The 12,077-nt window shown below is 37.4% G+C and carries 16 protein-coding genes; 9 read left to right on the top strand and 7 right to left on the bottom strand.

The features are described from left to right. Positions 1 to 1,295: aminotransferase class I/II-fold pyridoxal phosphate-dependent enzyme (locus tag AC1DRF_RS09705; RefSeq protein WP_477740657.1), on the bottom strand; the 1,295-nt coding region annotated here is incomplete at its 3' end. Between the two features lie 530 nt (positions 1,296 to 1,825). Between AC1DRF_RS09705 and AC1DRF_RS09700 the strand changes: the two genes are divergently transcribed. Continuing rightward, entirely contained in the window at positions 1,826 to 2,095 is a 270-nt protein-coding gene (locus AC1DRF_RS09700) for a UPF0223 family protein (protein WP_013056061.1), read from the top strand. Positions 2,096 to 2,144: 49 nt separating this feature from the next. Here AC1DRF_RS09700 and AC1DRF_RS09695 read toward each other — a convergent pair whose 3' ends face one another. Beyond that, the gene (locus tag AC1DRF_RS09695; RefSeq protein WP_013056062.1) at positions 2,145 to 2,780 is read right to left on the bottom strand and encodes a YktB family protein; all 636 of its coding nucleotides are present in this window, start codon (positions 2,778 to 2,780) and stop codon (positions 2,145 to 2,147) included. A gap of 267 nt (positions 2,781 to 3,047) precedes the next feature. Here AC1DRF_RS09695 and AC1DRF_RS09690 point away from each other — a divergent pair, with 267 nt between their 5' ends. Beyond that, the gene (locus AC1DRF_RS09690) at positions 3,048 to 3,233 is read left to right on the top strand and encodes a hypothetical protein (protein ID WP_013056063.1); all 186 of its coding nucleotides are present in this window, start codon (positions 3,048 to 3,050) and stop codon (positions 3,231 to 3,233) included. Positions 3,234 to 3,428: 195 nt separating this feature from the next. Next, complete coding sequence (locus AC1DRF_RS09685) at positions 3,429 to 4,235, top strand: inositol monophosphatase family protein (RefSeq protein WP_016763440.1); 807 nt, start codon at positions 3,429 to 3,431, stop codon at positions 4,233 to 4,235. 108 nt (positions 4,236 to 4,343) lie between these two features. Here the strand turns inward: AC1DRF_RS09685 and AC1DRF_RS09680 are convergent, their stop codons facing one another. Beyond that, positions 4,344 to 4,529, bottom strand: coding sequence for a YlaF family protein (locus AC1DRF_RS09680; RefSeq protein ID WP_016763441.1), 186 nt, complete (start codon positions 4,527 to 4,529; stop codon positions 4,344 to 4,346). Positions 4,530 to 4,642: 113 nt separating this feature from the next. Here AC1DRF_RS09680 and typA point away from each other — a divergent pair, with 113 nt between their 5' ends. Continuing rightward, positions 4,643 to 6,481 carry a translational GTPase TypA gene (gene typA, locus AC1DRF_RS09675; protein WP_028407947.1) on the top strand — a complete coding sequence of 613 codons (1,839 nt, stop codon included), beginning with the start codon at positions 4,643 to 4,645 and terminating at the stop codon, positions 6,479 to 6,481. Between the two features lie 160 nt (positions 6,482 to 6,641). Continuing rightward, a complete protein-coding gene (locus AC1DRF_RS09670) occupies positions 6,642 to 6,959 on the top strand; it encodes a YlaH-like family protein (protein WP_043979535.1) in 318 nt (105 codons plus the stop codon). Positions 6,960 to 6,985: 26 nt separating this feature from the next. On the opposite strand, the gene AC1DRF_RS09665 is transcribed toward AC1DRF_RS09670, so the two are convergent. Beyond that, the gene (locus tag AC1DRF_RS09665) at positions 6,986 to 7,420 is read right to left on the bottom strand and encodes a hypothetical protein (protein ID WP_427075458.1); all 435 of its coding nucleotides are present in this window, start codon (positions 7,418 to 7,420) and stop codon (positions 6,986 to 6,988) included. A 1-nt stretch (position 7,421) separates the two neighbouring features. Beyond that, positions 7,422 to 7,622, bottom strand: a complete 201-nt coding sequence (locus AC1DRF_RS09660) for a YlaI family protein (RefSeq protein ID WP_013056069.1) — start codon at positions 7,620 to 7,622, stop codon at positions 7,422 to 7,424. 185 nt (positions 7,623 to 7,807) lie between these two features. Here AC1DRF_RS09660 and AC1DRF_RS09655 point away from each other — a divergent pair, with 185 nt between their 5' ends. Further along, complete coding sequence (locus AC1DRF_RS09655) at positions 7,808 to 8,263, top strand: pyridoxamine 5'-phosphate oxidase family protein (protein ID WP_427075457.1); 456 nt, start codon at positions 7,808 to 7,810, stop codon at positions 8,261 to 8,263. 26 nt (positions 8,264 to 8,289) lie between these two features. Here AC1DRF_RS09655 and AC1DRF_RS09650 read toward each other — a convergent pair whose 3' ends face one another. Then, a complete protein-coding gene (locus tag AC1DRF_RS09650) occupies positions 8,290 to 8,889 on the bottom strand; it encodes a YhcN/YlaJ family sporulation lipoprotein (RefSeq protein ID WP_013056071.1) in 600 nt (199 codons plus the stop codon). A gap of 216 nt (positions 8,890 to 9,105) precedes the next feature. On the opposite strand from AC1DRF_RS09650, the gene AC1DRF_RS09645 reads away from it, so the two are divergent. Further along, positions 9,106 to 10,434 (top strand): PhoH family protein, encoded by a 1,329-nt coding sequence (locus AC1DRF_RS09645; RefSeq protein WP_013056072.1) that lies wholly within the window; start codon positions 9,106 to 9,108, stop codon positions 10,432 to 10,434. A 37-nt stretch (positions 10,435 to 10,471) separates the two neighbouring features. Here the strand turns inward: AC1DRF_RS09645 and AC1DRF_RS09640 are convergent, their stop codons facing one another. Next, on the bottom strand, positions 10,472 to 10,972 hold the full coding sequence (locus AC1DRF_RS09640) for a peptidyl-prolyl cis-trans isomerase (protein ID WP_427075456.1): 501 nt from the start codon (positions 10,970 to 10,972) through the stop codon (positions 10,472 to 10,474). 281 nt (positions 10,973 to 11,253) lie between these two features. Here AC1DRF_RS09640 and AC1DRF_RS09635 point away from each other — a divergent pair, with 281 nt between their 5' ends. Both AC1DRF_RS09635 and AC1DRF_RS09630 read left to right on the top strand, forming a co-directional pair. Next, positions 11,254 to 11,520, top strand: coding sequence for an Fpa/YlaN family protein (locus AC1DRF_RS09635; RefSeq protein ID WP_477740658.1), 267 nt, complete (start codon positions 11,254 to 11,256; stop codon positions 11,518 to 11,520). 143 nt (positions 11,521 to 11,663) lie between these two features. Then, a partial coding sequence (locus AC1DRF_RS09630) for an FtsW/RodA/SpoVE family cell cycle protein (RefSeq protein ID WP_477740656.1) occupies positions 11,664 to 12,077 on the top strand: 414 nt, incomplete at its 3' end.

The following is a 12,077-nucleotide window of genomic DNA, read 5'->3' as shown; positions in this document are numbered from 1 at the left end:
ATAATACGGCCTGCCGATTCATGAAAAGGTACCACTTCGGTTTCAGCGTAAAAAGCATCGCGAGGTGTTAAAGCCAATACAGGAATATCAGGCAATAAAATAGCCGGTTTTGCCGTTGTCTCAGAAAGATTATGGAATTTTGCAGATAACTCACGCAGAGCCATGATCAGACGTGAAAGGTCTTCTTCTGTATCTCCAGGCGTGATAATACATAGAATATTATAAAGGTCAGACATTTCAACTTCGATATTATGAGCTTCACGCATCCATTTTTCTACGTCATAGCCCGTAATCCCTAAATCTGAAACAGAAATAATTAATTTAGTAGGGTCTAAATCATACGTAGCTTTTGTCCCTAAAATTTCTCTGCCTATACATCGGATATGCTCAATGGTATTAATTTCTCTTCGTGCTTTTTCAGCAAGAGAAATTGCACGTTCAGCCAGCTCTTTTCCTTCTGTAGCTAATCGTTTTCGTGCAACATCTAAAGAAGCCAGCAGCAGATAAGATGTTGATGTTGTTGTCAGCATGCTTAAAATAGACTGTACACGTTTTGGAGAAATTAAGCCTTCGCGTATGTTTAGAATTGAACTTTGCGTCATAGAGCCGCCTAATTTATGCACGCTTGTTGCTGCCATATCTGCGCCGGCCTGCATAGCAGACAAAGGCAAATCATCATGGAAGTGAATATGAACGCCGTGAGCTTCATCAACAAGTACAGGAACTTGATACGAGTGGGCAATTTCTACGATTTTACGAAGGTCTCCGGAAATTCCAAAATAAGTTGGATTGATAACAAGCACTGCTTTTGCTTCAGGGTGCTGCTTTAAGGCTTTTTCTACAGAGTCCGATGTAATACCGTGAGAAATGCCAAGATTTTCGTCAATTTCAGGGTGAATAAAAATAGGCGTAGCTCCTGAAAAAACAATCGCACTCATAACAGATTTATGCACGTTTCTAGGAACGATAATTTTATCTCCAGGCCCACATGTCGCCATGACCATTGCCATAATTGCTCCGCTCGTTCCTTGAACAGAGAAAAAAGTATGGTCAGCACCGAATGCTTCTGCAGCTAAATCCTGCGCTTGTTTGATAATGCCTTTTGGCTGGTGAAGGTCATCAAGAGGACCGATATTAATTAAATCAATGGATAAAGCATCATCGCCAATAAATGAGCGGAATTCAGGATCCATTCCATTTCCTTTTTTATGTCCAGGGATATGGAATTGTGTTGGGTTTTTCTTAGCGTGATTAACCAATCCAGTAAATAATGGAGTTGAAAATTGAGAAGACAACTTTGCTATACACCTCTTTTATCATAAATTGTCAGTCCCTCTAAGCAAAGCTTAGAGGGACTTTGATTGTTTTTTTATCAAATTACAGCATTCAATTTTATATACCAAAAACTAGTGGCTGTTGAATTCTACATATTAAAATATCACATCTTTTTTCTATAAAAGAAATTCAACAGAAATGCTATTCGGCAGTTTTCTTGATTTTAACCATTATATAAATGAATGAAACGTGTATGTTTACTACTGTTTGATAATATAAATACAATTTTTAGTTAAAAAATACAAGTAATTGTAAACTGCTTATTACTCATGATTTTATAGTTCTTTATGTTTTGAAAATCCCCATAAAACAAAAGAATTATAGCACTTATTAACCCATTTGCAAAGATATTTTAAAGAGAAAATAAAAAGAAAAAAAAGGAGAAATTCTTTTGTGTGAAAAGAGAATAAATTTTGTGTACATTATAGATTGTGATAGAGTTAAGAATATAGATATACATAGATTGAAGAAATAAATGGAGTGATGAGAAGTGGAATATCAATACCCTATCTCCCTTGATTGGAGTACAGAAGAAATTATTGATGTAGTGAAGTTTTTTGAAAGCATTGAACGAGCTTATGAAAAAGGTATTGAGCGTGATCACCTAATGGCAGTCTATCGCCGATTTAAAGAAATTGTGCCAAGTAAAGCAGAAGAAAAAACAATCTGTAACGATTTTGAAGATCAAAGCAAATACTCTTCTTATCGAACGATTCAAAAAGCAAAGGCTGCTTCTTCTGGAGACATCATAAAAATGTAAAAAATGGAGCCAAGCTTGGCTCCATTTTTTTTATATCAATTCGTTAAAATTATGCATATGCTTTTTTAGTTAGTTCATATAATGGAGTTACCGTATGAAATGTTTGTTCAATACGAGCTATCCATTCTTCGCCGTTCATTGCAATCGCTTCTTCTTTTGGAATTGTAATACCGCATAGGATCTCAGCTTTTTTAACCGTCTCTAGACGTTCAAACAAACTCTCTAAGTCTTCAGAAGATAAGTCGCCCATTTTGTCACTATCAGGTTTTGTATGATCTTTTGACCAAACAAACGAGGCTGGGATATTTTGACGAATCTCCTCAATGTTTTGTTTTAGCAGCTTTCCAAATTGTTCTTTAATAGGTGATTCGTAAATGACGGCGAACCACACAAAGACATGTGTTTCCCAAAGGCCAATTTGAAAATGAGGGAGCTTTTTATATCCGCGTTTACTGTTAGCAAAGGCTACCCACGTATCTGCTGGCGGGTTAACTGTTCTTCGTGCATGTTTGGCAATGTGTACGAACATTTCATCTCCACACAGTGAAGAAAGAGTAGGAGCAAAATGATTGCTCAATTGTTCGAATTTTGGGCGTATCGTTGTCTTGATGGCTTCCATACGTGCATCAAGTCCCTCGATACGGAATACGTTAAAGTCATCTTGTGAAAATCCTGAGAATGCCATGTGAAACCTCCGTTTTTTAGTGAATATGTATAGCTGCTGTGCATCTATGCAAGTAAGTATGATTTACGCGAAGATTCTACCACATGAAAAGCATAAACACCAATTAATTCGCATATGCTTGTCAAAACGTGTCTATCATTTTTTTATAGGTAATCACACAATTTAGTTACATGAGATTAGGTTTCGACATAGACTATATCAATCAAAATATCTGAAAATTTAGTTTTCTATAAGCGGGTTCAATAATTTGAGAGGGGTGTTTGAAACATGAAACAAGTGGTGAATATGTATAAGAAGAATGATGGACAAAAAAGATTAGGTGTAATTCGTTTGGAGTTAGATTACGAGTTAGCGACGTTATATGAAGCCATGATGGAGAATAATGAGGAACAAAAACAAAAATGTAAGCGAAAGCTCGAGAAACTTCGTGAAGAAATGATATCTCTTCAGTAGCAGATACGGGAATAAAATAGAACAAATAAGGGTAAACTGTAAAAAAGGATTAAACTGAATGAGCAGATTCATAAGTGGTAACAGAGCACGTGGGAGAAGAAGCGGCAGTTCTTCTCCCACGTGCTCTGTTAATTGACATCTTGCAGAGGTTTTTTTAAGCTTAAATAAGAGACGTATTTTTGAGGGGGAATTGAGATGACGCAACGCTGGAAAGAAATCGATACATACGTTAAAGAGTGGCTAAAAGAAGCTGGACAAAAAATTCAACAGTCGTTTAGTAAAGAACTTCTCATTCAAACGAAATCGAATCCAAATGATTTAGTAACAAATATGGATAAAGAAATCGAACAGTTTTTTATCTCAAAAATCAATGAAACCTTTCCGGAACATCATATTCTCGGAGAAGAAGGATATGGAGAAGAGCTTGAATCAGAAGAAGGAACGATTTGGATTATCGATCCAATCGACGGGACGATGAACTTTGTTCATCAGCAGCGGAATTTTGCTATTTCTATCGGTATATTTGAAAATGGTGTAGGACAAGCAGGCTATATTTATGATGTTATTCATAATGAGCTGTATCATGCTTTAAAAGGACAGGGCGCGTTTATGAATGACATCCAATTGCCGAAACTTGAACCTGTACCAGTTGAACAAGCTATTATTAGCCTAAATGCAACATGGGTAACTGAGAACCGCCGTATTGATCCTTCCGTATTAAGTCCGCTTGTGCGTAAAGTAAGAGGGACCCGTTCATATGGATCCGCAGCTATTGAGCTTGCTTACGTAGCGGCTGGACGCTTGGATGGATACATTACTCTACGTTTGGCTCCATGGGACTTTGCTGCCGGTAAAGTATTGATTGAAGAAGTTGGAGGAGTTATGACGGATTTAGAAGGAAAGCCGTTAGAAATTCTTGAAAAAAGCAGTGTATTTGTAAGCAAACCAACATTACATGACGAAATCTTTCGTACGTACCTTGAAGGAAAGTGGAATAAATAAAATAGAAGTGAAGACTTACGTGTAGTCAAAGAATTTTGTGATGAAAAAACGTCATGAACCATTTTGATGTTGCAAATGGCCATGACGCTTTCAATCATCGCAAAAAAATTACAGCTGCCCTTTTTCTCGCATTTTTTTCTTAGTCGTAAAGCCAAGGCCCATTACAACAATTAAAGCTGCGATAGCTAAAATGACCCCGAGAGCGCTTCCTTCTCCGATAAATATGCCGATTGACATAATTGCCGCAGTTGCGATAAATGCATATAAAACAAATACCCACTTAATGTTTCTCATGTTGATTCCTCCCATTTATAACGGATATTTATAGTGTACAACAAAATCATTCTGCAATTCTAGAGTTAGTGTGATATAATAGCTTAGTTATTACAAGCATAGGAGTGAAATGCGTGAACATTCGTAAAGATTTACGTAATATTGCCATTATTGCCCATGTAGACCATGGGAAAACAACGTTAGTAGATAAATTATTACATCAGTCCGGAACATTCCGTACTAATGAGCATGTTGAAGAACGTGCGATGGATTCAAATGACCTTGAGCGTGAGCGTGGAATTACAATTTTAGCGAAAAACACAGCTATTAATTATAAAGATACGCGTATCAACATTATGGATACGCCGGGACATGCTGACTTCGGTGGAGAAGTTGAGCGTATTATGAAAATGGTAGACGGTGTTCTACTTGTAGTAGACGCATATGAAGGGTGTATGCCTCAAACTCGCTTTGTATTGAAAAAAGCATTAGAGCAAAACTTAACGCCGATTGTTGTTGTTAACAAAATTGACCGTGACTTTGCTCGTCCAACTGAAGTAGTGGATGAAGTAATTGACTTATTTATTGAACTAGGTGCAAGCGAGGAACAAATTGAGTTCCCTGTTGTTTATGCTTCAGCAATCAACGGAACGGCTAGCACGAATCCTGAAAAGCAAGATGAGAACATGTCATCTCTATTTGACTCAATCATCGAGCACATTCCAGCACCGGTAGACAACAGCGACGAACCACTTCAATTCCAAGTGGCAATGCTTGACTACAATGACTATCTTGGTCGTATCGGTGTAGGTCGCGTATTCCGCGGAACAATGAAAGTAGGCCAGCAAGTTGCATTAATGAAGCTTGACGGTACGGTAAAACAATTCCGTGTAACAAAATTATTCGGTTTCCTAGGCTTAAAGCGTGTTGAAATCGAAGAAGCAAAAGCAGGAGACCTGATCGCTGTATCAGGAATGGAAGACATCAACGTAGGTGAAACCGTATGTCCGTTTGACCACCAAGATGCACTGCCAATTTTACGTATTGATGAACCTACTTTACAAATGACGTTCTTAGTAAACAATTCACCGTTTGCTGGTCGTGAAGGTAAATTTGTTACATCTCGTAAAATTGAAGAGCGCTTAATGTCTGAACTTGAGACGGATGTAAGTTTACGCGTGGAAAATACTGATTCACCGGATGTATGGGTTGTTTCAGGACGTGGAGAACTTCATTTATCTATTTTAATTGAAAATATGCGTCGTGAAGGATATGAGATTCAGGTATCAAAACCTGAAGTAATCGTTCGTGAAATTGATGGCGTTCGCTGTGAGCCAGTTGAACGTGTGCAAATCGACGTACCTGAAGAACATACGGGTTCTATTATGGAATCAATGGGTGCTCGTAAAGGTGAAATGGTTGATATGATTAACAACGGCAGCGGTCAAGTTCGTCTGATCTTTATGGTTCCTGCACGTGGTTTAATCGGTTATACAACTGAGTTCTTATCGTTAACTCGTGGATTCGGTATCATTAACCATTCRTTTGATAGCTACCAACCAATGCAGCAAGGTCAAGTTGGAGGTCGCCGTCAAGGTGTGCTTGTTTCTATGGAAAGCGGTAAATCATCTACTTATGGAATCCAAGGCGTAGAAGACCGCGGTACAATTTTCGTTGAGCCAGGTACAGAAGTATACGAAGGTATGATCGTAGGAGAACACACTCGTGAAAATGATATCGTTGTTAACATCTGTAAAATGAAGCAAATGACAAATATGCGTTCTGCGAATAAAGATCAAACAACAGGTATGAAAAAACCTCGTATTATGTCTCTAGAGCAATCACTTGAATATTTAAACGAAGATGAATATTGTGAAATCACACCAGAATCTATTCGTCTACGTAAAAAAGTTCTTGATAAAAATGAACGTGAAAAAGCAGCGAAAAAGAAAAAATACGCTGACACGAAATAATAAAAAAAGTAAGTCGTTAGCTCTATCTGCTAGCGGCTTGTTTTTTATCTATTATATCAGAATTTTCTATTTTTTGAAAGCGTTTTATAAAAGAGGGATTTGGAAAGGAAAAAGGTGGCTTATATCGAATAATGTAAAGTAAGGAATAGGGGGAAGAAATATGGATGTAAAAGAACACCTTTCATTTTTTGCAGCTCTGTATCAAGTAGATGAACATGCAAAAATAGGAATGTGGCTGTTATACTTTACCATTTTAGGGCTATCTGTTCTCGTGTACAAACTCGGGTTTGCAAAGAAGCTACCGCTTTTAAAATCTATGGTTATTTATCTATTTTTAGCTTTTGGATGTACGATCTTAACGTTTTTAGGCATTTTTTTACCTGTAGCTGAAGGGCTTGTGGTTGCAGCGCTTGTATTAATTATTTATAAAATACGGCTGTATCAGGCTAAGAAGCAAAACTCCACGTTGGGTTCATAAAAGACTACATAAAAAGACGCTTGTAGCTACAAGCGTCTTTTTAGTATGGTATAGCCGAAGGCAAGAGCGGCTGCGAAAATTAAATGGCCAGCTGTCCAATAAAAAATCGCTACTGCATCCTCCACCGCAGGCGTAGGCTTGAGCGCAAGCAGCGTCAATGGAAAATACAAAGGAATGGTTGGAAGTGTTAATAAAAAAGAACACAATACGATTTTTCGAATAGACATATTATTTAATTTACCTACTATGTAAACAAAAACGATCCCAATTGCAGCGGCAATGAATAAATGAAAAACAAACTCTACCCATTCAGGCCATTGAATAGGGCCAATGATAGGAATAAAATCAACATTTAATAAAAGGGTATAAACTTGTTTGCCGGTTAGCCATTCTATCCATTTTAAACATAACCCAAGGATAATCCCGCTTAACATGCCAATACTTATTCCTAATCGGAGCACCTTACCAATCCTCCTCTGTCTTTTTCGATTCATATAGTTTAAAGTTTCCAGTAGCTATGCGTTCTTTTGTTCGTTTTTCAATCCGTTCAGAACATTCATTGCACATATATGTATGGATAGGACGGTTGCGCAGTCGTTTTGCCACGAGCGTTTCATCCTCAATTGTTTCAATTTTATCGCACATGACACATTGTACTCTCATTTCTATCACCTCAACTTCTCTATACATCATTCTAGCCGAAAATTCTTGTTTTATAAAGTTTTTTTGCGGTGCTATCTCTCAGTAGAAAAGGAACGATAAGAAAACATTCCTAAAGAAGCAGGTAATTTTGCTTGTTAGCTCGAAAATAGTAACTAGTAAGTACATAAACAGTAGGAGGGATGAAAATGGCCAACGAAGTCGAGACTCAACTAGTAGATGCATTATACGATGAGCTACAGACAGAGAGATTTGCAACCATTTCAACTATTGATTTTGAAACAAACGGTCCAAATGTTAGTGCCATTTCGTGGTTAGTAGCTCCGACTAAACAAAAAATTCGATTTGCCGTAGATGTCAAATCGAGGATTGTAGAAAACATTAAACATACGAATAAAACAGTGGTAAATATTCTTGCTAATGAATCATGTTACTCAATCAGCGGAATAGCTGAGGTAGTGCAAGAAAAATTAGAAGGAGTAGCTTTAAAGCTGACGCTAATTGAACTAGATATTAATGAAGTAAGAGATGTCATGTTCTATGGTTCTAAGATTTCAGTAAACCCTTCATATGAAAAGACCTATGATCCAGTAGCAGCTGCTAAACTCGATAAGCAAGTAATTGAAGCGATAAAAAAAGCTTAGCAGCAGCCTGCCGCTAAGCGACTTTCTTATTCATTTTTTTGAAGGTGATTATTAGATTGTTTTTCCTGCTCATTCTTTAAATTTTGCTCTTGTTTATTATTTAATTTTTGATTGTTTGTATCTGTTGAGCTAGGATTTCGGCGAATTTCTTCTGCAAATTCGGGCATCACTCGGTTTACAATGGCTGCTAATTCATCTAAAAATCCTGTAACCGGCCGACCTTTGCGAATTTCATTTCCAATTTGTTTTAGCCGAGCGACCGTATCAGGATCTGCAATAACAACAGAATTAGCACCGTACGGATCAGCTTTCAGACCTTCGGCAACTGTATATTTGATTGAACTTACTTCTGAACGATCAATATCTTTGCCGACGTCAATGCCTACGATTGCATACTTACCGAGCACAATGGCAGTAGCATCATTTACATTCGGAACGCTTGAAGCCAGTTCAACTAAATGAGCTGATATTTCATTAGCAGTACGCTTGTGAGAGCGTTCAGGAGATGAATTTTTGACCTGTACAATTCGATCTGTTTTTTGCCCTTCTTCAACGTCTGCTTGGTTATTGTTGCAGCCGGTTAGTGTAATAAAACATAAGCTAATGGATAGAAAAAATTTGTTCATGTGGGAGACTCCTCCTTATGAATGACTCATTTTTTGTAGTAATTTGTATTTAGTTTCTAATAGTTCTTCTATCTTTATACACGTGTTCATATATTTAAAGAAAATGGTCCGTCCATTTAAGGTCACTTCACACATGTGCGTTACATAGTATATAAATGGATGGGTGCCTTGTTTCACTCCTTACAGGAAAAACAATCGGAGTAGGAGGCTGAATTATTGGGAAAAATTTATGTATTAGATACGAATGTTTTATTACAAGATCCGCATTCAATTTTTTCATTTGATGATAACGAAGTAGTGATTCCGGCCGTTGTGCTAGAAGAAGTTGATTCGAAAAAAAGAAATATGGATGAAGTCGGACGAAATGCAAGGCAGGTATCCAAACTCATTGATAACTTGAGACAACATGGAAAGTTATATGAGAAAATCCCTTTAGAAAATGGGGGCCATTTGCGAATTGAACTCAATCATCGCTCTTTTCAACAACTTCAAGAAATCTTTGTGGAAAAAACAAATGATAATCGAATTTTAGCTGTTGCTAAAAATCTATCTCTTGAAGAGGAAACAAAAGAAGATGGACGTGAAGTGATACTAGTGAGTAAAGATGTGTTGGTACGTGTGAAGGCTGACGCAATCGGCTTAAGAGCAGAAGATTTTTTAAGTGATCGAGTAGTGGAATTCAATAGTATTTATACTGGCTTTTCGGAAGTCTATATTGCAAAAGAACTGCTGAGTCAATTTTACGAAAAAGGAGAGCTGCTAACGTCTCAAATTGCGAACCACTCCTTTTTTGCAAATCAATTCTTAGTGATGAAAGATGCATTTGGGGGATCCGGATCAGCCATCGGCATTGTCGATCAAACAACAACGAAAGTAAAAAAGCTTTTATTTGAATATGATCATATCTGGGGAATCAAACCTCGAAATGTTCAGCAAATTATGGCTTTAGAACTTCTTCTTAGAGACGACGTTCAACTGGTCACGTTAATTGGAAAGGCAGGTACGGGTAAAACGCTGCTTGCTTTAGCTTCAGGACTTATGCAGACGGAAGATCTAGGATGTTTTAAAAAGCTACTTGTAGCTCGTCCAATTGTTCCTTTAGGGAAAGATATTGGATTCTTGCCAGGAGAAAAGCAGGAGAAGCTTCGTCCATGGATGCAACCAATTTATGATAACCTAGAGTACTTATTCAACACTAAAAAACCTGGAGAACTGGATGCGATTCTAGCGGGGCTCAGTTCAATAGAAGTGGAAGCCTTGACGTATATAAGAGGCCGAAGCATTCCGGAGCAGTTCATTATTATTGATGAAGCGCAAAATTTAACGAAGCATGAAATTAAAACAATTTTAACAAGGGTAGGGGAAAAGAGTAAAATTGTCCTTATGGGAGATCCGGCTCAAATTGATCATCCTTATTTAGATGAGTATAACAACGGATTAACGTACGTAGTTGAAAAGTTTAAAGAGCAAAAAGTATCGGGCCACGTCCGGTTAATCAAAGGAGAGCGCTCCGGGCTAGCACAATTAGCAGCTGATATTCTTTAAAAGAAGCGGGGTTCCTTTTGGAACCCCGCTTTTTTTGTTATGTAACGATGATTTCTTCCACATATTTAATAGGGTTATTTCGGTTGGATCCGTCAGGTAAATAGACATAGATAGGCCCATCTTCTCTAAGAGGATTTCCATCTTGGCTGAAACCAAAGATTAGTTTTTGTGCTTCTTCTAATGAAAAAGAAATCAGTGCGTCTTTTGTTTTAAATGAAACGTTGGTAGCTTCTTCAGTAGGTGAAGCGTTAGCTAGAAAAGGTGCAAATAAAATGCCGAATGTTCCATTTACTATCTCCTGTTTTTTGAATTTCTTTTCAGTTTTTAACGTAGGAGGAAAGACGGCTCCCTCTTGAATTTCACGGTCCCAATGCTTCGAAACAGCCTTTGTGTACGCTTCTGTTTCGTCTTTTTGCTCCGGTGGATGTTCAAAGAAAACCTCCATATCGAGCTTGCGGTCATCGAAAATCCACACGCTTGGGTCGAGTGTCAGCGTATATTTTACTTTTCCTTTTAACATAATAATTGAATTCATCATAAATGCCCCCTTGCTAAAAGTATAAGCGCTTTCTACTTATTTGTCACTTTGATGAAAAAATTTAGTTGAGAGTGATTCTCGTATGATATAATGTAAAKGTCAACGAAAGTGCGAAATTTCCTACATCTATGGTAACGGTTTTGAGAAAGTAACAGTATAAAAAAGACGGCCAGCCTCACGGACATGTTTATCCTTGCTTTTTTGGAGCATAGCCTTTAAAATTGAGAGATAGATTAGGTAATCGCTCGCGAACGGAGGGATTGAGTTTGACGCCTGAGACAATGATAGATCATCGTGAAAAAGCGTATGCGTTGTTAAAAGCTGATGCAGATAAGATTTTGCAATWAATTCAAGTTCAAATGGATAACTTAACAATGCCACAATGTCCTCTTTATGAAGAGGTTTTAGATACACAAATGTTTGGTTTATCAAGAGAAATTGATTTTGCAGTTCGTCTTGGTTTAATTGATGAACGTGTTGGAAAAACATTGCTAGACCGCCTCGAGCGTGAACTTTCTGCACTGCATGAAGCGTTTACAAAAAAATAAAAATCACGCGATCGAAACTCAAACTATATACAAACGTAGTTTGAGTTTTTTATTACAGGTGGTTGAAATTTCCTAATTTACTCAAATTTGTACATAAAAAATGAAACGAAACAGAAACACGTCATTTTTAAAGGAAGAGGGTTATGGTAAAAAAAATATTTAGGCATTTTGACTATTCAATTGTAATTCCAGTGCTGCTTCTTTGTGCGGTTGGACTAGTTATGGTTTACAGTTCAAGTATGATTGTAAGTATTACAAGATATCATACGTCAAGCGATTTCTTTTACAACAGACAAAAAATGTGGCTTGCTTTTACGCTTGTATTGTTCATTTTAACAATGCTAACACCTTACAAGCTGTATCCTAAAATACTGCCTTATGCGATTCTAGGCATTTTTGTACTGCTTTTGCTTGTGTTTGTAATGGGACATACGAGTAACAATGCGCAAAGTTGGCTGCAGCTTGGCGGGGCAAACATGCAGCCGGCTGAGTATGCCAAGCTCGTTGTCATTTTATACTTATCGTATGTTTTGTCTAAAAGGCAAGAGTATATTGAC

This window comes from Priestia sp. P5_B4, assembly GCF_056400385.1.
This window is presented reverse-complemented; position numbering and strand designations above follow the sequence as displayed.